General features: G+C 65.1%; 16 protein-coding genes and 9 pseudogenes. 16 read left to right on the top strand and 9 right to left on the bottom strand.

Annotated elements, in window-relative coordinates:
- Positions 1-523: 523 nt before the first annotated feature.
- Together SNOUR_RS44195 and SNOUR_RS44190 are read left to right on the top strand one after the other, a co-directional pair.
- Entirely contained in the window at positions 524-988 is a 465-nt protein-coding gene (locus SNOUR_RS44195; RefSeq protein WP_079143280.1) for a DoxX family protein, read from the top strand.
- Between the two features lie 1,170 nt (positions 989-2,158).
- Positions 2,159-2,629 (top strand): annotated as a pseudogene (locus SNOUR_RS44190) (transposase); the annotation flags it as partial.
- Positions 2,630-2,773: 144 nt separating this feature from the next.
- Here SNOUR_RS44190 and SNOUR_RS41145 read toward each other — a convergent pair.
- Positions 2,774-3,964: an IS110 family RNA-guided transposase gene (locus SNOUR_RS41145; RefSeq protein WP_067343972.1), complete on the bottom strand. Its 1,191-nt coding sequence runs from the start codon at positions 3,962-3,964 to the stop codon at positions 2,774-2,776.
- Positions 3,965-4,254: 290 nt separating this feature from the next.
- Here SNOUR_RS41145 and SNOUR_RS49485 point away from each other — a divergent pair, with 290 nt between their 5' ends.
- A complete protein-coding gene (locus SNOUR_RS49485) occupies positions 4,255-4,566 on the top strand; it encodes a DDE transposase family protein (protein ID WP_067357423.1) in 312 nt (103 codons plus the stop codon).
- Between the two features lie 134 nt (positions 4,567-4,700).
- Here SNOUR_RS49485 and SNOUR_RS41135 read toward each other — a convergent pair.
- Positions 4,701-5,336, bottom strand: a pseudogene (locus SNOUR_RS41135) (ISAs1 family transposase); the annotation flags it as partial.
- Between the two features lie 345 nt (positions 5,337-5,681).
- On the opposite strand from SNOUR_RS41135, the gene SNOUR_RS41130 reads away from it, so the two are divergent.
- The 5 genes and pseudogenes from SNOUR_RS41130 (at position 5,682) to SNOUR_RS44180 (ending at position 9,994) form a co-directional block, all read left to right on the top strand.
- Positions 5,682-6,326, top strand: a complete 645-nt coding sequence (locus SNOUR_RS41130) for a transposase family protein (RefSeq protein WP_079143279.1) — start codon at positions 5,682-5,684, stop codon at positions 6,324-6,326.
- Between the two features lie 103 nt (positions 6,327-6,429).
- Positions 6,430-7,194 (top strand): transposase family protein, encoded by a 765-nt coding sequence (locus tag SNOUR_RS41125; RefSeq protein WP_067343085.1) that lies wholly within the window; start codon positions 6,430-6,432, stop codon positions 7,192-7,194.
- Between the two features lie 27 nt (positions 7,195-7,221).
- A pseudogene (locus SNOUR_RS49480) lies at positions 7,222-7,377 on the top strand (hypothetical protein); the annotation flags it as partial.
- Between the two features lie 209 nt (positions 7,378-7,586).
- Positions 7,587-8,755, top strand: a protein-coding gene (locus tag SNOUR_RS41115; RefSeq protein ID WP_099055772.1) for an IS3 family transposase whose coding sequence is annotated in 2 segments (ribosomal slippage) — positions 7,587-7,839 and positions 7,839-8,755 — 1,170 coding nt in all. Because the reading frame shifts where the segments join, the coding sequence is not laid out codon by codon here.
- A 510-nt stretch (positions 8,756-9,265) separates the two neighbouring features.
- Complete coding sequence (locus SNOUR_RS44180) at positions 9,266-9,994, top strand: ImmA/IrrE family metallo-endopeptidase (RefSeq protein ID WP_079143278.1); 729 nt, start codon at positions 9,266-9,268, stop codon at positions 9,992-9,994.
- Positions 9,995-10,713: 719 nt separating this feature from the next.
- Here SNOUR_RS44180 and SNOUR_RS41105 read toward each other — a convergent pair.
- A complete protein-coding gene (locus tag SNOUR_RS41105) occupies positions 10,714-11,169 on the bottom strand; it encodes a transposase family protein (RefSeq protein WP_079143277.1) in 456 nt (151 codons plus the stop codon).
- Between the two features lie 67 nt (positions 11,170-11,236).
- Positions 11,237-11,380, bottom strand: a pseudogene (locus SNOUR_RS49470) (transposase family protein); the annotation flags it as partial.
- A gap of 435 nt (positions 11,381-11,815) precedes the next feature.
- On the opposite strand from SNOUR_RS49470, the gene SNOUR_RS41100 reads away from it, so the two are divergent.
- From SNOUR_RS41100 to SNOUR_RS49465, 4 genes and pseudogenes are all read left to right on the top strand, one after another.
- A complete protein-coding gene (locus tag SNOUR_RS41100) occupies positions 11,816-13,222 on the top strand; it encodes an extracellular solute-binding protein (RefSeq protein ID WP_312635739.1) in 1,407 nt (468 codons plus the stop codon).
- Positions 13,223-13,227: 5 nt separating this feature from the next.
- A complete protein-coding gene (locus SNOUR_RS41095; RefSeq protein WP_067343877.1) occupies positions 13,228-14,199 on the top strand; it encodes a carbohydrate ABC transporter permease in 972 nt (323 codons plus the stop codon).
- Positions 14,196-15,053 carry a carbohydrate ABC transporter permease gene (locus SNOUR_RS41090; RefSeq protein ID WP_067343875.1) on the top strand — a complete coding sequence of 286 codons (858 nt, stop codon included), beginning with the start codon at positions 14,196-14,198 and terminating at the stop codon, positions 15,051-15,053. The genes SNOUR_RS41095 and SNOUR_RS41090 overlap by 4 nt, the downstream gene beginning before the upstream one ends.
- Positions 15,054-15,331: 278 nt before the next feature.
- Positions 15,332-15,438 (top strand): annotated as a pseudogene (locus SNOUR_RS49465) (transposase family protein); the annotation flags it as partial.
- 21 nt (positions 15,439-15,459) lie between these two features.
- Here the strand turns inward: SNOUR_RS49465 and SNOUR_RS41085 are convergent.
- Positions 15,460-16,196: pseudogene (locus SNOUR_RS41085) on the bottom strand (transposase family protein).
- Positions 16,197-16,323: 127 nt separating this feature from the next.
- A pseudogene (locus SNOUR_RS41080) lies at positions 16,324-17,128 on the bottom strand (transposase family protein).
- A 166-nt stretch (positions 17,129-17,294) separates the two neighbouring features.
- On the opposite strand from SNOUR_RS41080, the pseudogene SNOUR_RS41075 reads away from it, so the two are divergent.
- The 3 genes and pseudogenes from SNOUR_RS41075 (at position 17,295) to SNOUR_RS41065 (ending at position 21,352) form a co-directional block, all read left to right on the top strand.
- Positions 17,295-18,102 (top strand): annotated as a pseudogene (locus tag SNOUR_RS41075) (transposase family protein).
- Positions 18,103-18,126: 24 nt separating this feature from the next.
- Positions 18,127-19,503, top strand: a complete 1,377-nt coding sequence (locus tag SNOUR_RS41070; RefSeq protein ID WP_067357410.1) for a S53 family peptidase — start codon at positions 18,127-18,129, stop codon at positions 19,501-19,503.
- 160 nt (positions 19,504-19,663) lie between these two features.
- Positions 19,664-21,352 carry an ISAzo13 family transposase gene (locus SNOUR_RS41065; protein ID WP_067342866.1) on the top strand — a complete coding sequence of 563 codons (1,689 nt, stop codon included), beginning with the start codon at positions 19,664-19,666 and terminating at the stop codon, positions 21,350-21,352.
- An 11-nt stretch (positions 21,353-21,363) separates the two neighbouring features.
- Here SNOUR_RS41065 and SNOUR_RS44170 read toward each other — a convergent pair whose 3' ends face one another.
- Positions 21,364-21,645, bottom strand: a complete 282-nt coding sequence (locus tag SNOUR_RS44170) for a transposase family protein (RefSeq protein WP_079143276.1) — start codon at positions 21,643-21,645, stop codon at positions 21,364-21,366.
- A 168-nt stretch (positions 21,646-21,813) separates the two neighbouring features.
- A complete protein-coding gene (locus SNOUR_RS46835; protein WP_167739083.1) occupies positions 21,814-22,518 on the bottom strand; it encodes a transposase in 705 nt (234 codons plus the stop codon).
- Here SNOUR_RS46835 and SNOUR_RS48990 point away from each other — a divergent pair.
- Positions 22,513-22,818, top strand: coding sequence for a hypothetical protein (locus tag SNOUR_RS48990; protein ID WP_174717824.1), 306 nt, complete (start codon positions 22,513-22,515; stop codon positions 22,816-22,818). The two genes, SNOUR_RS46835 and SNOUR_RS48990, sit on opposite strands and share 6 nt — an antisense overlap.
- Before the next feature lie 562 nt (positions 22,819-23,380).
- Here SNOUR_RS48990 and SNOUR_RS49460 read toward each other — a convergent pair.
- Positions 23,381-23,491: pseudogene (locus SNOUR_RS49460) on the bottom strand (hypothetical protein); the annotation flags it as partial.
- Positions 23,492-23,859: the final 368 nt, after the last annotated feature.

Below are 23,859 nucleotides of genomic sequence, written 5' to 3'. Positions count from 1 at the left end.
TCTACCACCCGCTAGGACGTTGGCCGCTCCGTCTCGCCTATAGACCGAGAGCCAAGGTGCGCCGTCTCGCAACACTGACGTCTACGCTTCTCGCAACAGCACTCGTGGCGATCATTTGGAACACCAACATGTCAGTTTCCGAGTTACCCTATTCAGGGCGCATACGTTCACCCATCGCGCCGGCATCACTAGAATCCGCTACGCCCACGCCACGCGGCAACCCACACGAGCCGATTACGCGACCGACATGCGAGTACTGCCACGGCCTACGCAAAAGCGGCGGTCATCGAGCTCCCCCGGACCGAGACGCAATGGTCGCACGGATTGCCATCGCGATCTTTGGTATTAGCACGTTGACTGCAGGAATCCGCGCACTCATGCGACAGAGGAAGCGGTGAAAGAAAGTTGACCATAAAGCGAAATCGATTAGTCCTGTACACGCCTAGCCGGACTGTCGCGCGGCCCCCTTATTAGCCACCTCCAACATCACACAGAGGATCGACATCAGACAGGAGTCTCCTAAATGTGGACCGCATTCGGCCCTCTTGCCCAGAAAGCAACTCCACACATGATCGCGCTCTTCCGCATGGTCGTCGCATTTCTCTTTGCCTGCCACGGCGCATCCTCACTATTTGGTGTCCTCGGCGGCTCAATGGGTACGGGTGAAACCGTTCCCATAGCTACCTGGCCAGGCTGGTACGCTGCGGTGATTCAACTGGCCGGAGGCGTCCTCATCCTGCTAGGGCTGGGATCCCGCGCCGCCGCGTTCGTCAACTCCGGCTCAATGGCATATGCCTACTTCTCCGTCCATCAAGGCACTTCACTGTGGCCCTTACAAAATGGCGGAGAAGCTTCCGTAATGTTCTGTTGGGCCTTCTTGCTGATTGTCTTCATCGGACCAGGAAGCTGGACATTGGACCGTATCCTATTCAGTGGGAGCGAGCTGAGCTCATCAGCTCAGCGATCCGCGATTTCCAGGAGATCTTAAAAGATCTCCCGAAAACCACTTCGCTCACCAAAATTCCACAGCAAGAGAATTACTCGTTATCACGAGTCAGTCCGCCAGCACGCCTCGCCTCGAATCTTTGCATTTTCGGCTACGTGAAAGGGATACTTCCATCCGCCTACATCAAGACAAGTAGCAGCCAGAAGCAGCACCTTCTCCTGATCTACATGGAAGCCGCGGACCGGGGGCCCGCTACCATCGACGCCAGACTCCCCCCCCCCCCCCCGATCACATCAGAATCTTGCCAGGCAGCAGCAAAGCCGTCCAGGTTCGGATACTGGTGAGTATACTAATGCCAGCCGTAATCGCAAGAGAATAATTAACAACCCTGACGATCAACGTGAGTCATGCAGGCACATCACCTATGGAAAATTAGAATAAATAAAACATTCCATCACTGCGGGCGCTTTCCCTACCAGAGCGACCAGCAAGGAATGAAGCCACCGAAATCGACCCTGGATGAAATTCGCATGACACCTGTGGGGCGACGGGGTAAGTTAATACATGAAGATTCCCATTGCACTCCGCGGTGGCTTCTAAATATCCGTAGGGCCCACCCATTTGTGAGTCTTGAGAGACATCGATCTCAATGTAAGCATCTATGGGGCTATCGCAGGTATAGCTGACGGTCACGTCGACTCCCCTTCGGGAGGTCCCGCTAAAGTCAATATTCTCGATGTTTATATGAGAAGCCGCCTGCGCTGGGGCAGCTCCCTGCATCATACCGACTAGTGCAAAAGTAAGTATAGATGCAAGAACGATAGATCTTGACCGTAACATCTCCCCAACCTTCCACCAGATCCTCAGATGTTGCCCAAAAGGTGACCTCCTTCATCATCTCCCTTGGCTGTCCGCTGTCAACTTGGAAGAAAACTTTAGCGCTAGTTGGATGAAACCCGTTGATTCCCCTTGCTGATCCCCTAAATATAAGCTCAGCGCATGCGTCACCTGCCGCACCTTGCCAGCAAGGAACCTTCCAAGCGCAGCAAGGCGCACAAAGCTGCTATGGGGTCGAAACCAGGGCTTCGGTGTAGTTGCATGAAGTCCGGTTTGTGATCAACCGAGGGCGAGGAGTGTGAGGGGGCGGAGTGGGTCGCGGGCGTTGCGGCGGAGGCCGGCTGCGGTGTTGTTCACTCCGGCTGTGCAAAGACCCTGGCGATCGGAGAGTGGATCGCAGACGCACCCCGCTGGGTCCTGCGCGCGGTCGGCTTCCATCCTGATCCACTGACTGGCTCCACCACGGTCCCGCACCCTGGCACGGTCCGCCGGCTCCTCGGGCACCTCGACGGTGACGCCCTGGACATGGCGATCGGCGCCTTCCTGACCGCCCGGGCCCGGCCCGACGACGCCAACGCCCACGACCGCTCCCGCCCGCCGCAGGCGATCGCGGTGGACGGCAAGGTGATGCGTGGCTCGCGCACCCGCACGGGGAGGGCGACCCTGCTGCTGGCCGCGATGGCGCACACCGGAGAGGTCCTCGCCCAGCGCCAGATCGCCGACAAGAGCAACGAGATCCCCTCCTTCGCCCCGCTGTTGGCCACCCTCGATCTCACCGGCGCCCTGATCACCGCCGATGCCCTGCACACCCAGCACAAGCATGCTGCCTACCTGCGCGAACACGGCGCCCACTACCTGGCCATCGTCAAGCGGAACCACCCCGGCATCTACGAGCGCGTGCGCCGCCTGCCCTGGCGGGACATCGTCCTCGATCACTTCGACCGCAACCTCGCACTCCACCGCGACGAAATCCGCTTCCCAATCTGGAAGTCAAGCCGCATGAGTGACTGGAGGTATCACTTGGTAACACCGACGGTCACGGATCAGAGCCCAGAAGACGTTGACTCGTCGGCGGGCAAGCGCGAGGACGGCTTGGATGTGGCGCTTCCCCTCAGCGCGTTTGCGGTCGTAAAAGCGGCGCGAGTTCGGGTCGCTGCGGATGCTGATCAGCGCGGAGGTGTAGAAGACCCGCTGGAGGCCGCGGTGGTACTGCTGCGGTCGGTGCAGGTTGCCGTGGGACTTCCCGGAGTCGTGCGGGGCGGGAGCCAGGCCGGCGAAGGCGGCCAGCCGGTCCGGGGTGGCGAAGGATGCCATGTCGCTGCCCACGGCGGCCAGGAATTCTGCGCCCAGCAGGGAGCCAATTCCCGGCATGCTGGTGATCACTTCGGCGAGTTCGTGGCGGCGAAACCGGCCCTCGATGAGCTTGTCGACGTCCGCGATCTTCTCGTTGAGGGCCATCACCTCCTCGACCAGCGCACCCACCAGCGAGGCGATGGCCGCTTCGCCGGGGACGGCGGTGTGCTGCCGCTCGGCGGCTCTGACCGCAGCGGTGGCCAGGGACTCCGCATTGCGAACGTTGCGGACGCTCAGCCACTTGGTGAGACGGGTCAGGCCCACGCGACGGATTGCCAGCGGGGTCTGATAGCCCGTCAGCAGCACCAGCGGCCCCTTGGTGGTCAGATCCAGCGCGCGTTCCAGTGCGGGAAACATGCTGGTCAGCGTGGCACGCAAGCGGTTGATCGACCGGTTACGGTCGCATGCGAGGTCGGTGCGGCGCGCGGTGAACAGCTTCAGCTCCGCGGTGATCTCGTCGCTGGGTCGTATGGGCTTCAGGTCACGGCGGACGCGGGCCTGGTCGGCGATGACGAGCGCGTCGCGGGCGTCGGTCTTGCCTTCGCCTCGGTAGCCGTCGGCGGCCCGGTTGACCGCGCGGCCGGGGATGTAGAGCAGTTCCTGATCGTGGTTGACCAGCAGTGCAATCAGCAGTGCGGCACCGCCGTCGGCCATGTCCACCGCCCACGTTGCGTCGTCCGCGAGTCCGAGGACGTCTGCAAGGAGCTGGAGGAGCTCCGGCTCGTCGTTGGCCACCCGGCGCGACAGCAGCTTGGCGCCGTCGGCGTCCAGGACGACGCAATGGTGGTGGGTCTTGCCGCTGTCGATCCCGGCCCATACCCGGCTCATCATGCTCCAGACGGTCGTCGTTGCAGTGCGTACCACAGACGACCTCGCCGGCATTGCCTTACACAGCGACTCGTTCGCACTTCCCAATCAGCGGCCTGGTCGTCGTGGGGTGCCGGGCGGCGAAGCGAGTTCAGCCACGGACGGCAGCCGCCTGATAGCCACACCCAGCACCCCTGGGCGACCCAACCCTACGAATGGCTCGATCAACCCGTCCAACAACGTAAGGCCGCCTGAAGACCGCCGTCTTCGCCCACCTCGACTACCCCGGCGCCCGCCAGGCCCTGCAAGTAGTGCGCTGGCGACGTGACCTATCCACCGGCAACCTGACCATCGAGAGGATCTACGCGATCACGAGCCTGCCACCCGACGCCGCCAACGGCGCCCAACCGGCCGCCTGGATCCGCGACCACTGGCTCATCGAGAACCAACTCCACCATGTCCGCGACCGCACCTTCCGCGAAGACGACTCCGAGATCCGAACCGATCAACTCCCTCGCGCCATGGCCAACCTGCGCAACCTCGCCATCGGCGTCCACCGCCACGACGGCCACACCAACATCGCGGCCGCCCTCCGCCGGACCGCCCGTGCCCCCGCCCCCTGACCGCCCTCGGACTCACCGGATGAACCCGGACAAGATCACTTCACGCAAAGACCCTGGGTGCGGAGGGCTCCGACGGCGGGGTTACGCCAGGTGGCCATCGCGCGGGGCGCGTTGCCGGTTCGCAGCTGGGAGGCGTCCTCGGCGAAGGTGGTGTCGCGGATAAGGCGGGCGAGCTGGGCCGGAGTGGCCTGCTCGGCGGTCAGGCTGGTGACGGCGTAGACCGTCTTGACGGTGGTCTTGCCGGTCTTGCGGTCGGTGCGGCGTCGCTTGATCTGGATGGCCTGGCGGGCGCCGGGGAAGAGGAGGCTGTTCACGGTGGCAACCTTGATCCGTCGGATCTCCGAGCGGCCGTGGCTGGTGCCCCGGGTGCGTTCCTGCAGCGGGATGCCCTTCCAGGGAAGGGACTTGAGCTGTCGGCGCAGCTTCTTCTGGTTGCCCTTGACGATCACGATGTAGTGTGCGGCCCGGCCGAGGAGGTAGCCGGCGTGCTCGCGCTGGGTGTGCATCGCGTCGCTGGTGACGACGACGCCGGCCAGGTCAGCGACGGTGTCCAGCAGCGGCTGGAAGCAGGCGATCTCGCTGCTTTTCTCTCCGACGTCCAGCTGGGCCAGGACCAGGCCGGTGGTGTGGTCGAGGTCTGCAAGCAGGTGGATCTTGCGGCCCTTGGCCCTGGCCACGCCGCGCAGGCTCTTCCCGTCGACCGCGAGGCCGCGCAACCCAGTCGCTTTCGGGCGTCGGTCGGCGAGCCAGCGGCCGACGGCCCGGTCCAGCGCATCGCCGTCGATCCGGGCCAGCAGCCGGCGGACCGTCGTTTCCGCAGGCAGGAACCGCTTCGGGAACAGCGGATCGAGGCGTGCGGCAGGGCGTCAGCGATCCACTCGCTGACTGCCGGCACAGAGGTCGCCCCCGCCAGAACAGCGCACGCGGTCAGCGCGAGCACGGCAACCAGAGCGTGCCGTACTCCGCGTGGGTCTCGCGGGTCGGGTACCTCGGCCACTTCGGCGTAGTTGCATGACGCCTGGAGGCCTATTCACGGGGGTTTCAACCATCGTTCTTGATCACGAGGACGGCCCTGCTCGGTAGCGTGACGTTTGAGAGAGCGTCAGTTAACCACCATGGCAGGGCCGTTGAGCTGGAACATTACGACAGGACTGGACACCGAGCAACTTGACGGGCTGGTCGCACGAGTTCACCAAGAGCTCGTGCAGGATCCGGACCCACCGGTGATGCCGGGGCGGATGTGGGCGCTGGGCCTGTACAAGTCGGTGGTGTTGGTGCTGTTCCTGCTGCGGCAGAACCCAGTCCAGGAGGTGGCCGCCGAGTTGTTCGGGATCTCCCAGGCCACCGTCTCCAGGAGGTGGACGGCCCTGCTGCCGATGGTGGAGAAGGTCCTGGCCACGCACGTTCCCGATCCCACCGAGGCCTCTGCCGGCCGGATCGTACTCGTGGATGGCACCTTGGTCACGACGTGGGACTGGTCCAGCGAGGGCACCACGATGTTCTCCGGCAAGCACCGCGACACCGGCTTCAACCTGCAGATCGCCGCCACTCTCGCCGGCGACCTGCTCGCGGTCTCCGCGCCGGTGCCCGGCAGCCGGCACGACATGCACGCCTGGCGCCAGTCCCACTTCCCCGAGGCCTTCGCCGAACGCGAGGGCATAGGCGACCTGGGCTACGCCGGCTCCCGACTGTTCACCCCCAGGCGCAAGCCGCCCGGCCAGGAACGATCCGCCGGAGACAAGGAGCCTTTTCCAACCTGATGTGGTTGGTGGGGGTGTGGTTCGGGCGGGGTGGACGGAACGACGAAGCTCCTGGTAGACGGGTTGTCGACCAAGATCAACTGTGTCCCACCAGGAGCTTCGTGTGCTTGTCTACCCGTCGGCGATCGATCTGTCCAGCGCGTCCCTGCAGTTCCTCGCCGGCCGCCTGACAGTCCATCGTCGGCAGATCGGGACGCGGTGGCGTCGGCTGACTGCAGGCCGACAGGCCCTTCTGGTCCTGGCGCACCTGCGCTGCGGGGACACCTATGCCCGCCTCGCAGCGGGCTTCGCGATCGGTATCGCCACCGTGTGCCGCTACGTCCACGAGGGCATCGGCGTCCTGGCCGCTCTTGCCCCGACGTTGCAGCAGGCGATGAAGACCGCGGCAGGCAAGGCTTTCGTGATCCTCGACGGGACACTACTCCCCATCGACCGCGTCGCCGCCGACCGCCCGTACTACTCCGGGAAACACAAGCGGCACGGCATGAACGTGCAAGTCCTCGCCGACCCCTTCGGCCGGATCCTATGGGCCTCACCCGCACTGCCAGGAGCCGTCCACGACATCAAAGCCGCCCGAACCCACAGCATCATCGAGGCTCTCGCCTCATGTGGCGTCACATGCTGGGCGGACAAGGGATACCAAGGCGCCGGCGGCACCGTCCGTGTCCCGTATCGCGGCCGTTGGAAGCACCTCTCCCACGGTCAGCAAGCCGTCAACCGTGCCCACGCAAAAATCCGCGCCCTCGGCGAACGCGCCATGGCCACCCTCAAGAACTGGCGTCTCCTCAGGAAGCTCCGCTGCAGCACCACCCGCATCACCCACACCGCCCAAGCCATCCTCACCCTGACCCTCAACACCACAACCTGAGGTTGGAAAAGGCTCAAGAGAGCCAACCGCTCCGTCAACACGCTCCGAGCCGCAGTCGAACGGGCCATCGCGCACCTGAAGAACTGGAAGATTCTCGCCACCCGCTACCGCGGCCCCCTCACCCGCTTCCCCGACATCGTCAAGACCGTCACCGCCCTCACCTTCTACACAAGAGGCTGGTGAGGCCTACGTGAATAACCCTCCTGGTTTGTGGCGATCTATTGAGGCAAAACTATTTGGTTGCCTATTCGATGGTGTAGCGGGCGTGGCGGGCGTGGAAGTAGCCGCGGACGGTGCGGGGTTGTTTCTGGCGGCGGTGGAGGATGAGGAGCCCCGAAGTTCTCGGACAGCGGTCCCCATAGGATCGAAGTCCAGAACGACGGAGAGAGCACGTGGCACAGAAGCGTAGGAAGTTCAGTCCCGAATTTCGGGACGAGGCGGTCAAGATGGTGGTTGTGGAGTCCCGCCCGATCGCTGAGGTCGCCCGAGAGATACAGGTGAACGAGGGAACGCTGGGCACCTGGGTCAGCCGGTACCGGCAAGAGCACGCCGGTGAGGAGCCCCCGTTGAACATCAGCGAACGTGCCCGCCTTCGCGAATTGGAACGTGAGAACCGGGAACTCCGTATGAAGACCGAGTTCCTGGGAAAAGCTGCGGCCTTCTTCGCCCAGGAATACCGGTGACGGAGAAGTACGAGTTCATCGACGGCGAGTCTGACAACTTTCCCGTGCAGCAGATGTGCGCCTGGGCGGGAGTGTCCACGTCGGGCTTTTACCATTGGAGATCGAGGCCATTGTCGGCCACGGCGAAGCGCCGTGCAGAACTGAAGACCGTCATCCTCCAGGTCTTCTCTGACTCGCAAGAGACCTACGGCTACCGGCGTGTCCACGCCGCGCTCCAGCGAATGAACGTGCAGGCCGGAGCAGAACTGGTCCGCGCGCTGATGCGCGAGCTCGGTCTGGTGCCGTGCCAGCCGCGGCCCTGGCGGGCGACCACGATCGCCGATGATGCGGCGCCGGCCACGCCAGACCTTCTGGCCCGTGACTTCACCGCTGACGCTCCCGGGCGCAAACTGGTCAGCGATATCACCTACGTTCACACCTGGGCCGGGTTACTTTATCTCGCAACCGTCATCGACTGCCACACCAAAGCTGTGGTCGGCTGGGCGATGGCCGACCACATGAAGACCTCTCTCATATCGGATGCACTCGATATGGCGGCCCGGAACATCGACCTCGCCGAAGGCTGCATATTTCATTCCGATCGCGGCAGTCAATACACGTCTCGGGAACTTCGTCGTAAGCTCGGCTCGTTGGGCCTGCGAGCTTCGGTCGGCCGCACCGGTGTCTGTTGGGACAATGCGATGGCTGAATCCTTCTTCGGCGCCCTCAAAAACGAACTCGTGCACCGAACTACGTTCCCAACACTCGCACATGCCCACCGAGCGATCGTTCGCTACATCGAGATGTTCTACAATCGAAAACGCCTCCACTCCGGACTCGGCTACAAGACCCCCGCAGAAGTCCACGCCGAGTACGAGGAGTTGCAGGCAGTGACATAAGGAAAACCTTCAATACCGCTATCCGAGAAGCGCAGGGCCCCTCACGAGCGGCTTGCGGATGTGCCCGACCTCCGCGATCTGCGCGGAGTGCGTTACGCCGACGCCCTGGGTAAAACCGCCAGTGACACAGCACACCTGCATATGCAGACCAAGTAGGCCGTCGCCGGCCAGGGGAAGTGACTGATTCGCCATCGGGCTCCGCCGCAGCCCCCAGCACCTCACGTCAATTGCTGGAGCCACCTTCACCCGTGAAGCAAGAAAGCTGAGGATTCTTCCGCTACGCCAAGACCAAAAAAAATCAAATTCCTCCAGGCGATGCCCGTGAACATCCGATACGCGAGAACCACCCAGTTGACCCAATCACGGCAACCAAATTATGCCGACTACCAGCAACGATACCAGTAGCGATCTGGCCCACCATCGTGCAACAGCTCGTAAGCTATCTTTCCGACCGAGGGCTCAACAGTTCGCACGGCCCGAAGAAGTGTTCCCACTGTTAAGGAGCCGCCGATGGCGGAGGTGCTGACCTGGGTGATGCAGCGACGAGCAGTCCTGACCGACCATGCTGAGCGGCTACGCAAAGAGCTCGCGGAGATCGAAGCCGAAGTTGCGCGGCTTGGGGCAGCCGAGGAGGTACTCGGACAGTTCATCGAGACCGGACGCACCGACAGGGCAGATATTCCGGGGAAGGACGCGGAGCTGGAACGGTTCATCAATGTGCCGTGCCAGATTGGAGTGTCTACGACACTGAATCATGAAAAAATTATGAACGAAGGCGCTCTTCCCTCGCGGGTAGAGTCGGCCGCTTTCGATTTCGACCCCGAGATAGAGCTTCAGAGGATAGGCGTCCCTATCCAGTACGTCCCTATCCAAGGCGTCCTTGCAGCCTGGGAAGCCGAACAAGGAAAGGTACTCTGCAGCCTCGGCCTGAGCCCCATCCAAAAGCGCTGTTCCCTCACACATGAACTGGCACACATCGTCCTGAAGCATCAACGCTGCGCTTACACGGGTAAAGGTGTTACAACCATTACATCTTTCGCTCAAGAACGCGCCGCGGAAATGTGGGCTGCACGCAAACTCATCAGCCCCGTAAAGTTGGCCGCAGCCCGCGAATCTGGGCTCCCATCAGTCGACATCGCACGTGAACTCGGAGTTACCACGCGTGTTTACCGCGCACGACTACTAGCCGAGCAGCATGACGAACAACGCTGGCTAGGCACCGAATCCACTGACTTCTGATCCACCAGCTCCACCATTACCCAATGGATCTCTACTTAGTCAACGGAAAATCACTGCATAGATTCAAGGCAGCCTCCAACTACAGACGAATCGCAAAAATTCAGGCTACGGCGGCAGAGGATACTTCCCCTACCAGTAGTAGCAACCTCACCCCTACTCCTCTGATGCATGGAGTTACCGATGCCCCACTCCCTGCCCAATTACGATAACCCAAGGCATCGCCTACTGACCACAAAGGAGGCTGCAGCAGTCGCTCATGTCACACCGGCCTGCATTCGACAATGGGTCAAACGGGGCTACTTGACCCCGACAGCAAGCTATCGTCGCGGTAAAAAAGTTCACCTGTTCCTCGAATCTCACATATTGAAAGTCGAACGGGACCGCCGAGTTCGACAACAGCAGGCATCGAAAGTCACAAATCATCCACCCATTGACAGATGACGAGCCCGCCTTTATCTAGCGGCAAGATGTTAATCAATTTAATGTCACACCCGTCGGCATTCATGGCGGACTATCAACAACTTCGACAGTACCCCTCGCCTGTCACAACAGGCGGCGATTCGCTGCTACAACGACATCCCGAGGAATCGATGCCGCTACACGCGAGCGAATCGTCGCGTATTACTCTCGGAGTCATTTCCCTACACTCAGACATCGTACCCCTCTCTCGCGCCAAAGGAATTGAAAATTAAGATGTCAGGAGGTCTATTCACGGTGTTTCACCAGCCTTTCTTGTAGAAAGCGAGGGCGGTGACGGTCTTGGTGACGAGAGTGAAGCGTGTGAGGGGGCCGCGGTAGCGGGTGGCGAGAATCTTCCAGTTCTTCAGGTGTGCGATGGCCCGTTCGATTGCGGCTCGGAGCGTGTTGTCGGAGCGGTTGGCTACCTTGTCTCCTGCGGATCGTTCCTGGCCAGGCGGCTTGCGTCTGGGTGGGAGCAGTCCGGAGCCGATGTAGCCCAGGTCGCCGATGCCCTCGCGTTCGGCGAATGCCTCGGGGAAGTGGGACTGGCGCCAGGCGTGGATGTCGTGCCGGCTGCCGGGCACGGGGGCGCAGACTGCGAGGAGGTCGCCGGCGAGGGTGACGGCGACTGCAGGTTGAATCCGGTGTCGCGGTGTTTGCCGCAGAACATCGTGGTGCCCTGGCTTGTCCAGTCCCACGTCGTGACCAGGTGCCATCGACCAGGACGATCCGCCCGGCAGACGCCTTGGCCGGATCGGGAACGTGGCGGGCCAGGACCTTCTCCGCCACCGGCAGCAGGGCCGTCCATCGTCTGGAGACAGTGGCCTGGGAGATCCCGAACAGCTCGGCGGCCGCCTCCTGCACCGGGTTCTGCCGCAGCAGGAACAGCACCAGCACCACCGACTTGTACAGGCCCAGCGCCCACATCCGCCCCGGTGACACCGGCGGATCCGGGTCCTCCACGAGCTCTTGGTGGACCCGTGTGACCAGCCCATCAAGTTGATCGGCATCCAGCCCTGTCGTAACGTTCCAGCCCAACGGCCCTGCCCCGGCAGAAAACTGACGTCGTCGCAAACGTCACGCTACCCAGCAGGGCCGCCCTCGTGATCAAGAACAGCAGGCCGAAAACCCCCGTGAATAGACCTCAAGCTGTCGCCGAAATTGCACCTCTTTAAATGGCCGTCAACTATCGGTTTCGGGATACTTCCAAGCATGGATTGGGGGACACATCAGGTGGCGGGTAGCAACGATGTGAAGGGGTGCTTTCGCCCGTCGACTCGTCCAACGTTGGCTCCTGCCGCTCCAGGCCAATATCTCGGCCACGTCAAACGTCTGCATGTGTCCGGCCGGCTACGCGAGGAGGTGACTGTCAGAGCCATCACGGCAGAGGTAGGCCACAGCTCGGCCACCGTGTGCCGGGAGATGCAACGCATCGGCATCCCAGCCGGTTCCGACAACCCGACGGAGGAGATCATGGCCGAGCGCATCTCCCGTTTGGCGGCGGGCCTGGGAGCGATGGTCCTGATGGGCGCGGTAGCAGGCTGCGGTGGCGGCAGACCGGTCGCCGCCGCGGACCGCACGGGGGAGCTCACGGTCTGGCTGACCGTGGACGCCCAGGAGAGCTGGCCGGATCTGGTGAACGAGGTCAACGACCGCTTCCGGAGGACCTATCCCAAGATCAAGGTCACCGTGCAGTACCAGCAGTGGACCACGAAGAACCAGAAGATCGACGCCGCACTGGCCGGACGCAAAGTCCCCGACGTGATCGAAATGGGCAACAGCGAGACCACCAATTACATTGTCAACGGGGCCTTCGCAGCCGTCGATCCGGCGAAATTCGACCACTCCGCCGAATGGCTGCCGGCACTTCGCGACGCCTGCCGGAACGACGGCAAGACCTACTGTGTCCCGTATTACGTCGGTGCCCGGGTGGGAATCTACCGCACCGATCTGCTCGCCCAGGTCGGCGTGACCCGGGCCCCGCGCAGCTATACCGAACTCCGCGCCGATCTCGACAAACTCAAGGCGAAGTTCGGAGCCACCGACAAGAATTTCTCGGCCTTCTACATGCCCGGCCGCTATTGGTACGCGGCGATGGCCTTCGTCAAGGACGCCGGCGGCGAGATAGCGGCGCGCGGAAAAGACGGCCGCTGGCACGGCGCGCTCTCCTCCGCCCGTTCCGTCGCCGGACTCACCGCCTGGAAGGACCTCCTCGACTCCTATTACACCGGCGACCGTTCCAAGGACAACGGCGACGAGCCGGCGGTCGTCGGCCAGGGCAAGGTCGGCATGTTCTACGGCAACACCTGGGAGGCCAAGGCCGCGACCGACAGCAGATCGGGCGGCGACCCGGCGCTGCACGGGAAGTTCGGCACGTTCGCCTTCCCCGGCCCCTCCGGCAAGATGATGCCGTCGTTCCTGGGCGGCTCCACCCTGGCCGTCCCCGCCAAGTCCGAGAACCAGGACCTCGCCCAGGACTGGATCCGGCTGTTCACCGACCGAACCTCCCAGCGCCGCCTGATAGCCGCCGACACCCTCCCCAACAACACCGCCCAGCTCAAGGAAGTGGCCGCAGACAGCGTCAACGGCCCCGCCGCACAGGCCGCCACCCGCGGCTGGGTGACCCCGCTGGCCCCCGGCTGGGGAGCCGTGGAGAAGTCCAACGTCCTCCAGGAGACGCTCCAGGACATCGCGACCGGGAAACAGTCGGTGCCGGACGCCGCGCGGGCCGCGGACCGCCGCATCGACGCCGTGATCAACGAGAACTGAGGGCGGTGGGGAGCGTGGAACTGCCCGGACCGCCCCGCGCCGCCCGGCCGCCGCGACCGGCCCGGGCACCCCGCCCGCGGCGCACCATCCGGCGACGGGCGCTGCCGTATCTGCTGATCGCGCCGACCGTGCTCGCCCTCGCCGCGGTCCTCGGCTACCCGCTCGTCGACCTGGTGGTGCTGTCCTTCCAGGACATGACCCGGCGCGAACTGTTCTCCGGGGCCACGCCGCCGTGGGCCGGGCTGGCCCACTACCGCTCGATCCTCTCCGACGGCTTCTTCTGGACCGTCGTCGGCCGCACCGCCCTGTTCACCGTCGCCTGCGTCGCGGCCACGATGGTGCTGTCGCTCCTGGTGGCGCTGCTGATGCGACGGGTCTCACCATGGGTGCGGACGGTCATGACCGGCGTCCTGGTCGCCGTCTGGGCCATGCCGGTCATGGTCGCCGCCTCCATCTTCCGCTGGCTCTCGGACGCCGACTACGGCGTCGTCAACTGGCTCCTCGGCCTGCTGCCGGGACTCGACTTCAGCAAGCACAACTGGTTCGAGAACCCCTGGCAGGGCTTCGCCGTCATCACCGGCGTGGTGGTCTGGGGCGCCGTCCCGTTCGCCGCGCTGACCCTGCAGGCCGCGCTCAGCCAGGTGCCGGCCGAACTGGAGGAGGCGGCACTGGTCGACGGCGCCCGCCCCGGCCAGCTGTTCCGGCACGTCACCTGGCCGGTGATCAAACCGTCCGCCGTCCTGGTCACCTCGCTGTGCGCCATCTGGGACTTCGGCGTGTTCAACCAGATCTGGCTGATGCGCGGCGGCCAACCGGAGAAGGACTACTACCTTCTCGGCGTCTACTCGTTCATCGAGTCCTTCGCCGTCAACCGCTACAGCGCCGGCGCGGCCATCGCCGTCCTCACCGTCCTGATGCTGCTGGGCGGCGCGGTCGTCTACGTGCGCCAGCTCGTCCACCTGGGAGCGGCCGAGTGAACACAGCCCCACGTACCGGGCACGCCCCCGGCCGCCGACGACGGCGCGCGACGGCGAACGCCCTCGGCCTCGCCTTCAGCGCGCTGATGGCCTTCCCGCTCTACTGGATGCTGCTCACCGCGTTCCGCCCGGCCACCGAGATCCACGCCGATCCGCCGCACCTCTGGCCCGACCACCTGACGCTGGAACACTTCCGCCGCGCCCTGAGCACCCCGACGTTCTGGGCCAACGTCCGCTCCAGCGTCCTGATCGGCGTCGGCACCGTGCTGGTCTCCCTGCTGATCGGCACCCTCGCGGCCTTCGCCCTCGCCCGCTTCTCGTTCGCCGGGCGCAAGGCCCTAGTCCTGATCATCCTCGGCGTCCAGATGATCCCGCTGGCCGGTCTGATCATCCCCGTCTACCTGCTGCTGAGCGACGCCGGACTGACCGACAGCCTGCCCGGCGTCATCCTCACCTACCTCGTCTTCATGCTGCCGTTCACGGTCTGGCTGCTGCGCGGCTTCATCGCCGCCGTCCCGGTGGAGCTGGAGGAGGCCGCGATGACCGACGGCTGCACCCGCCTGGGAGCCTTCCGCCGGGTCGTCCTCCCGCTGCTCGCCCCGGGCCTGGTGGCGACCTCCATCTACGCCCTGGTCCAGGCGTGGAACGAGTACGTCCTCGCCTACGTCCTGCTCTCCAGCAACGACAAGCAGACCCTCAGCATCTGGCTGCTGTCCTTCCAGACCAGCTTCGGCACCGACTACGGCGGACTGATGGCCGGCGCCACCCTCACCGCGCTGCCCGTCGCGGTCTTCTTCGCCCTCGTCCAGCGGCGGATCGGCGCGGGCCTGACCACCGGCGCGGTCAAAGGGTGAGCCGCCGAAGACGGGACGCCGGTCCCGCGCGGTCCGGCCGCCGCTGAGCCGCCGGGCGCCCCGGCCGCCCGGCACGACCGCCCCACCGGGCGCGCCGCCCCAGAGCCATGTCGCACGCACTCGACCGGCGGACCGACCTCCGCCGGCGGCGGCCATACCGCTGCCAGCCTCGTGGTCGCCGAAAACAGTCCCCAACCGTCACACCAGGCACTGCGCCCTTCCCCCAGCGCTCCCTGCCGTTCCTCACCGGACAGCTGATGGTGGACCTCCAGGAGATCGGGGCGCGGCGGCGTACCACAGGCCGGCAGGCTGTTCTGGCGCTGGCACACCTGCGCTGCGGGACACCTACACCCGCCTTGCAGCCGGTTTCACGATCAGCATCGCCCACCGTCTGCCGCTACAGCCACTACCGCATCGGGAGCATCATCCAAGTCATTGATGTGAGGTGGTTGGGGCTGCAGCGTGCTCGGTGGAAGATGTGCCAGGTCTTGAGTCGGGCGAAGGCGCCTTCGATTGGGCTGCGCAGTCGGGAGCGTGCACGGTTGACGGCCTTCTGTGTGGTGGTGAGCTTGTGTCCGCGGTGTCGTTTGAAGGGGGTGCAGACCGTTCCGCCGGGGCCCTGGTAGGCCTTGTTCGCGAGGGCGGGGATCTTCAGATGCTCGCGGGTGGTGGCGATGCGGTGGGTTCGGGCCGCAGTGATGTCGACGGCCCGCCGGGCAACGCGGGCGAGTACCAAAGGAGTTCTCCGGCGGGCCCAGTGACGGCTTGGATGTTCACGCCGTGTCGTTTGGCCTTGCCGGAGTAGTCGGCTGTGCCGCCGCCGACACGGTCGCATCCGGCGAGGGTGCCGTCGACAAGAACGTATTCCGGTCGGGCCCGACGGAGAGCCTGGGTAAGGGATGGTGCCCGGGAGGCGAGGAGTTTGATCACACTGTGTACGTAGGCGTGGGCGGTTTCTTCGCTGATGCGGAAGCTGGCCGTCAGCTTGGCGTGGGTGGTGTGCTCGCGGAGGTACACCAGCGCCACGATCGCGCTGTGAAGGCCGCAGCTTGCACCTGCGGTCACCCTCGCGGGCGACGATCAGCACCGTGACCACTCCACGAGTGCGTGCGGTAGGACCAGTGCGCAAGGATAGGTGACCAACAGGGCTCCCTGGCCGGGTGGTTGAGACGTCAGACATCTCGCCCAACAGTCAGGGAGCCCTGCTCGTTACGGGCCGACCGCCGTCACCCAATCAGTGGCCCCTCTGAAGAAGCTCACTGAACCTCTTTCATCCTGAGTAGTCGCAGGTCAGGAGCGTGTGAACGGCCTGGACGATGCGGCTGATGCGGTTGGTTGAGCATCGTGCCTGGCGGAGGGTCCGCCATTGCTTGAGTTGGGCGAAGGCGCGTTCGCCTGGTGCTCGGAGGCGGGCGTGGTCGCGGTTGAACAGTTGGTAGTGGTCGGGTTGTTCGCGGTGGTTCTTGTAGGGGGTGCGGACGGTTGCGCCGGCGCCTTGGTAGGCGCGGTCGGCCAGGACGAGGATCTGCCTGGTGAGGCAGGCCTGGACGATGCCGTGAGCCCGTGCCGCGGTCAGGTCGTGGGTGCGTCCGGGCAACGCGCGGGAGAACCACAGTGGAGTGCCGTCTGGGGACGCGATGACCTGCACGTTCATTCCGTGCCGCTTGTGTTTTTGGCTGTAGTACGGCTCGTCTGCGGCGATGCGGTCGGTGGGGATCAGTGTCCCGTCAACGACGACGAAGTCGCCCTCACCCAGGCCCACCAGGGCCTCGCGCAGGCCGGGTGCCCACGAGGCGAGGATCATCAAGGTCTCGTCCACGTACCGCCAAGCCGTCGCCTCCGATACCCCGAAACCGGCTCCGACCTGCGCGAACGTCTCGTTCTTCCGAAGGTGCGCCAACACCAGTAGGGCCTGCTTGAAGCAACCGAGCCGTCGCCAGGGCGAGTTCAGCTCCTGCCGGCGGGCATGGATCAGCCAGGAAACGTGCTCAACGAGTTCGTGCGGGACGTCGCGCATGGAAGAATACGGAACCAACAGGGCTCCTCGGACGCTGCGTGATGAGTGATGTCACCACAGCAACGACCAGGGGCCCTGTCTTGTCACCAACTCCCCTCTGACCAGGCATTTCACCCTCGCAGAGGCAGGATGAAAGAGGTTCACTGAACCTCTTTCATCCTGTTCCGGCCGGGTGAAATGGGCTGGTCAGGTGGGGTGACATGGCGAAGCCCCTCGTCGTTGGTGTGGTGATCTCACTCAACACGCCATCGGCCGCGGGGGGCTTTGTTGGTTCCGTATCCTTCCATGCTCGACGTCCCGCACGAGCTGGTCGAGCACGTCTCCTGGCTCATCTACGCCCGAAGGCGTGAACTTCGCTCGGCCTGGCGGAGGTTGAGCTGCTTCAAGCAGGCCCTTCTGGTTCTGGCACACCTGCGGAAGAACGAGACGTTGGCACAGGTCGGTGCCGGGTTCGGAGTTTCCGAGGCCACCGCGTGGCGGTATGTACACGAGACCGTCGAAGTCCTCGCCTCGTGGGCGCCGGGACTGCACGAGGCCCTCGTCGGCTTGGGCGAAGGCGACTTCGTCATCCTCGACGGCACGCTCATCCCCACCGACCGCATCAAGGCCGACGAGCCGTACTACTCGCAGAAACACAAGAAGCATGGCATGAACGTCCAGGTCATCGCACGTCCCGACGGCACACCGCTGTGGTTCTCACGGGCAACGCCGGGCCGAACCCACGACCTGACCGCAGCACGCGCCCACGGCATCGTCCAGGCCTGCCTCAGCCGCCAGATCCTCGTCCTGGCCGACCGCGCTTACCAGGGCGCCGGCGCCACTGTCCGCACCCCGTACTACGGCTACCGCGACCTGCCCGAGCACTACCAGCAGTACAACCGCGACCACGCCGGCCTGCGCGCTCCCGGCGAACGCGCCTTCGCCCGCCTCAAGTCCTGGCGACTGCTGCGGCGAGCGCGCTGCTCAACCAACCGCATCGGCAGGACTGTGGCAGCCGTGCACACCCTCTTGACCTGCCAATACTCAGGATGAAAGAGGTTCACTCAGGGAGAATTCATGCGCATAGCCCGCCCACGTGGACGCGCCGCGGCCACGACGGCCGCAACCGCCGCCCTCACCGTCGTCGCTCTGGCGACCACCCCGCTCGCCGGTACCGGTACCGCCGCAGTGCCGCACACCAAGGCCGTCCCGGCCGTCGCCGGGCACCAGTTGGTGCACGGCGTGGGCAGCCCGCTGTCCATCGCGGAGTGCCGGGCCAAGTTCAAGCTCGCCTGCTACAACCCCCTCCAGTACCGCACGGCGTACAACCTCAACGCGCTGTACAGGAAGGGAATCACGGGCAAGGGCCGCACGATCGTCATCGTGGACTCCTTCGGCTCCCCGACCGTCCAGCACGATCTGGACGTCTACAGCAAGCAGTTCGGCATCCCCAGCACCAAGGTGAACGTGGTCAAGTGGGGCAACGTCCCTGCCTTCGACCCCAAGAACCCCGACATGACCGGCTGGGCCGGCGAGACCACCCTCGACGTCGAGATGGCACACGCCGTGGCGCCCGACGCGAAGATCGTCCTGGTGGAGACGGCGGTCTCCGAGACCGAGGGCACCACCGGTCTGCCGGAGATGATGGACGCCGAGAGAGCCATGATCAAACGTGGCGTCGGCGATGTGATCAGCCAGAGCTTCGGCGCCACCGAGAACACGTTCCCCGGCTTCGACAAGGGTGACTTCTCGAGTATCAAGAACCTGCGGTACGCCTTCAAGGAGGCCGCCAAGAAGCACGTCACCGTCCTCGCCTCCTCCGGTGACGGGGGTGCCACCGACAACACCGCCGACGGGAAGGGCTTCTACAAGGAGCGCGTCAACTCCTGGCCGTCCTCGGACCCGTTGGTCACCTCGGTCGGTGGCACCCAGCTGCACCTGAACGACCAGGGTCAGCGCATCAAGCCGGACAGCGTCTACAACGACCACGGCGCGGGCGGTGGCGGCCAGTCGCACGTCTTCACCCGCCCGGCCTTCCAGAACGCGGTGAAGAGCACCGTGGGCGACCGCCGCGGCACCCCGGACATCTCGATGACCGCCGCCGTCGACGGCGGCGCCTGGATCTACTCCAGCTACGACCCGACCGCCACCGGCTGGGGCATCACCGGCGGCACCAGCGAGTCGGCTCCGCTCTTCTCCGGCATCGTCGCCCTCGCCGACCAGGCCGCCGGCCGCCGCCTCGGCAACATCAACGACGCGCTGTACACGCTCTACAAGCGCTCCGCCCACGACAAGAGCACCGGCATCGTCGACATCAACGACGGTACGAACAACAGCTACGAAGGCGTCACCGGCTACACCGCCGTCAACGGCTACGACATGGCCACCGGCGTCGGCACCGTGGACGCCGCCCGCTTCGTCCCGGCCCTCGCTCGGGCAAGCCACCGCGGCTGACGCGCACACCGCCTCTCGCGGTCCGAGCCTCGCCGGGCCCGGACCGCACCGCTGTGCGGGATTCCTCGCAAGCCGCCACTGAAGTTCCCCCAAAGCCGGGTAGTTAGGGCTTGCCGGGAAACAAGCCGTCGCTTCCGGCTTCGAGGCTCGTTGTTGTGGTATGGGGAGACCGGAGGGGATCGAAGCCGCACTGACCGCGAAGTTCGAGACGCTGTTCCCGCATCTCGACGAGCGTCAACGGCGGCTGGCTATAGGAGCAGAAGCACGGTCACTGGGACACGGCGGGATCAAGCTCGTCGCCCGCGCGGCCGGGGTCCGGGAGGGCACCGTTTCGCGCGGCGTGAGAGAACTTGAGTCCGGCCAGGCACCGTTGGGACGTGTCCGTCGGGAGGGCGGCGGGCGCAAGCGCGCGGTCGATCTCGATCAGGGGCTGCGGCCCGCGCTGCTGGCCCTGGTCGAGCCGGACATGCGTGGGGATCCGATGTCGCCGCTGCGCTGGACGGTGAAGTCGACCCGGCACCTGGCGGCCGAGCTGACGCGGCAGGGCCATCGGGTCTCGGCGGACACGGTTGCCGTGCTGCTGCGGGAGGAGGGCTTCAGCCTCCAGGGCAACGCCAAGACCATCGAGGGCGCCCAGCACCCGGACCGGGACGCACAGTTCCGCTACATCAACGAGCAGGCCAAACAGTTCCAGGCAGCCGGAGATCCGGTGGTCAGCGTGGACACGAAGAAGAAAGAGTTGGTGGGCAACTACAAGAACGCCGGCCGCCAGTGGTGTCGTGAAGGCGATCCGGTCCGGGTCCGTACCCATGACTTTCCCGACGCCGACCTGGGCAAGGCGATCCCATACGGGATCTACGACCTGGCCGCGGATGCTGGCTGGGTCAGCGTCGGCACCGACCACGACACCGCCGCCTTCGCCGTCCAGACGTTGCGCCGCTGGTGGCACGCGGTGGGCCGCGCCGCGTACCCGCGCTCAGGCCGCCTGCTGATCACTGCGGACGCGGGCGGCTCCAACGGCTATCGCACCCGTGCCTGGAAGGCCGAACTCGCCGCGCTGGCCCTGGAGACGGGCCTGGAGATCGCCGTGTGTCACTATCCTCCAGGCACATCAAAATGGAACAAAGTGGAACACCGGCTGTTCTCCCACATCACCATGAACTGGCGAGGCAAGCCCCTGACCAGCCACGAAGTCATCGTGAACAGCATCGCGGCGACCACCACCCGCACCGGCCTGACCATCCGCTCCGAACTCGACACCGCCACCTATGAAACCGGTGTCCGCATCGGCGACCGGCAGATGGCAGCCTTGCCGCTGGACCGTCATGCCTGGCACGGCGACTGGAACTACAGTCTCCGACCCGAGCCGTATGCCCAGGTCAGTGATGTCCCGGACCCGTTCGATCAGCCCAGTCCCGACCTTGCCTGGCTGTGCCACCCGGCCCTGACCGGACTGCCGCCCGCCGAGTGGGATGCGCTGATCTCCACACTCACCGCCCTCCATGAGGAGCAGCGGGAAACGCACCTGGACAAGCGGCGTGGCCACCGACCCCGCATCAAGGGTGGCCCCCTGACAGGCCGTCGTCCCATCCTCACCCTCGCCGACCGCCTACTGGCCGCCCTCCTCCACTACCGGCACGGGCTCCCGCAGGTCACCGTCGCCCGCCTCTTCACCGTCACACCCGAAACCATCAACCGGCGCATCCGCGACATCCGCCAGCTCCTCGACACCGCCGGATACACCGTTCATCCCGCCGACACCCGTCTCGCCGCCCTCGAAGACCTCCAGGCTTTCGCAGCGGCGGCAGGCATCACCTGCCCATCAGAGATCAAGACGGCGAGTTATTGATCGGCAAGCCCTTAGCGCTTGCGTCGAGAGTGCAAGTGGGGCTGAAGCGCCCCTGACCTGCCCAGAACGCGATCAACGCGGCTACGGGCCCACTGCCCGATCGCGGTGTACGACCGTGCGCCGGCCACGACGGCCAAGGCCGCGACCAGTAGTACCACCACGAACGGGTGACGCCTGCCACGACGCTGGCGTGGGTCCGGCAACCTGACCAGCCGCTCCGCCAACGGCAGGCCCGAACACCCCGACAGCGAGACGGACTTGACCAAGCAAACAGTGGCAGACTGACGGCACATCGGGGCTCCGGTTCAGGACGACGACTTGGTAGGTCATCCGTCCTCAACCAGAGCCTCGATGCCTTCGACACGGCCCCACCCAGACCGTCACCACGCTGCGACCAGCACATCCACATGATCACCATGACTTTGGAACGGCCCTGGACTCTGCTGCGCAATTGGTGAGGTCTATGTGGTGAGTTGGTAGGCGAGGCGTTCGAGGCGGCTGGTGCGTTGGCGGCCGAGGGGTTGGTCGGTCCAGTAGGCGTCCAGCCGCACCACGTTGATTGCGGTGGCGGAGAAGGCGTGCTGGAGGCGGACTTTCGGCAGGCCGCGGTAGCGGGCCCTACGCAGGCCGGTGACGTCCAGGGTCTGGTTGATCGTGCCCTCGATACCCGCCCTCAGCGCGTATGTGTCCTTCCAGGTCTTGGTCTTCTGTTCGGTGCGGGCTCGGGTGAGGGTGTCGTGGGCTTCTTTCGGGCGGAGGGTGAGCATGCGGGAGCCGCGGGCCGAGGTGGTGCATCGTTTCTGTGCGGGGCAGGCCCGGCAGTCCCATCGGTCGAACTCGACGACGATGGCGTCGTGTCCGTGCTGGGTGACGGGATGCCAGCCGATGCTGGTGGATCCTTCGGGACAGCAGACGGTTCGGGACTTCCAGTCGATGCGGAACTCACCCTTGGCGTATCCGGCACCGGCCTTGGCTTGCGGGGAGTGGTCGGCCATCAGCGGGGTGATCATGGTGATGCCGTTCTTCGCGGCTGCGGTGACCAGGTCAGCCGAGGGGTAGCCGGCATCGAGGTAGTGCTCGCCCGGGGCGAGGTTGCGCTCGGCCAAGCGCTGCTGGATGCCGGTGGTGGCCTTCACATCCGGCACGGTCGCGTCGGTGGTGTGCACGTCCGTGATCAGGTTCGGCCGCGGTCCGGCACGCCGTCCGGCTTCGGCTTCGGCTTCGGCTTCGGCTTCGGCTTCGGCTTCGGCTTCGGCTTCGGCTTCGGCTTCGGCTTCGGCTTCGGCTTCGGCTTCGGCTTCGGCTTCGGCTTCGGCTTCGGCTTCGGCTTCGGCTTCGGCTTCGGCTTCGGCTTCGGGAGGAGTGTCGCAGCTCTCGGTGAGATGGATCTTGTAGCCGCACCAGAACAACTCCTCGCCCTTGGCCGCCCAGCGTGCGTCGGGGTCGTAGGGAGAGGCCAGGCGTAATCTGCCGGGCGGGACGCCCCCTGGTCGGTGTCCCGCTTGGTGATCGCCTCCCGCCCCGGCTGTCGGTGCGCTGGTAGTAGGTCTGCACCAGCACCTGCCGCAGGATCTGCACCGCCTCGACCTCACGAATCCATATCGGGGCGCCGGCATCGTAGGCGGCCCGCACGATCGCGTAGCCGTCCTGTGCGAACAGCTGCGCCAGGTGGTCCCGTTTGGCCTGGGACGAGGGCATGGTCCAGCCGTTGATCCTCGGTCCGTAGCGGTGGGCGAACTCGGCGACATTGATCTGGCTGGCCAGCCAGGTCGGGGCCGCGACCGTCAGCGCCTCCAGCGCGGCCCGCACGCTCTCCCCGGCCAGCTCCAGCCGATTCAGATCCCGCACCGCGGAGATGACATGGGTGGAGTCGGTGCGCTGTTTGCCACCGGCACCGACCAGGGCGGCATCGCGGCAGTGGTCCACCAGCCGGTCGAACACCAGTCGCTCCAGGCCGTGCCCGGCCAACCGACCGCGGAAGCGGGCCAGCACGCTGGGGTCGAAGCCGGTATCGGTCAACTCCGCCCCGATCGCGTACTTCCAATCGATCGCACGGACGGCCATCGCGGCAGCCTGCCGGTCGGTCAGGTTCTCGGCGAACTGAAGCACCGTGACCAGCGACAGCACCGCCGGCGCCATCCCCGGGGCACCACGGACCCCGAGGCACCGGTGAACGGCTCGTCGGCGAAGACCTCCGCCAAGCGGTCCCGCACCCGCATCGCCAGGCTCCCCTTCGGGAACGCCGCCCGGGCCACCACAACAGTCTGCTCCGGAATCTCCGGCAGCCCCTTCACCCGCAACGACATCCGCATCATCTCCCCAGCGGCCGCACGACAAGAAAACGACCACCAGGGCAATCATCTCGCCAACACCCACTGCCCCACAGCGAATTGCGCAGCAGAGTCCAGGGCCGTTCCAAAGTCATGGTGATCATGTGGATGTGCTGGTCGCAGCGTGGTGACGGTCTGGGTGGGGCCGTGTCGAAGGCATCGAGGCTCTGGTTGAGG

Source organism: Streptomyces noursei ATCC 11455, from assembly GCF_001704275.1.
GTDB classification, from domain to species: Bacteria; Actinomycetota; Actinomycetes; order Streptomycetales; family Streptomycetaceae; genus Streptomyces; species Streptomyces noursei.
This window is presented reverse-complemented; position numbering and strand designations above follow the sequence as displayed.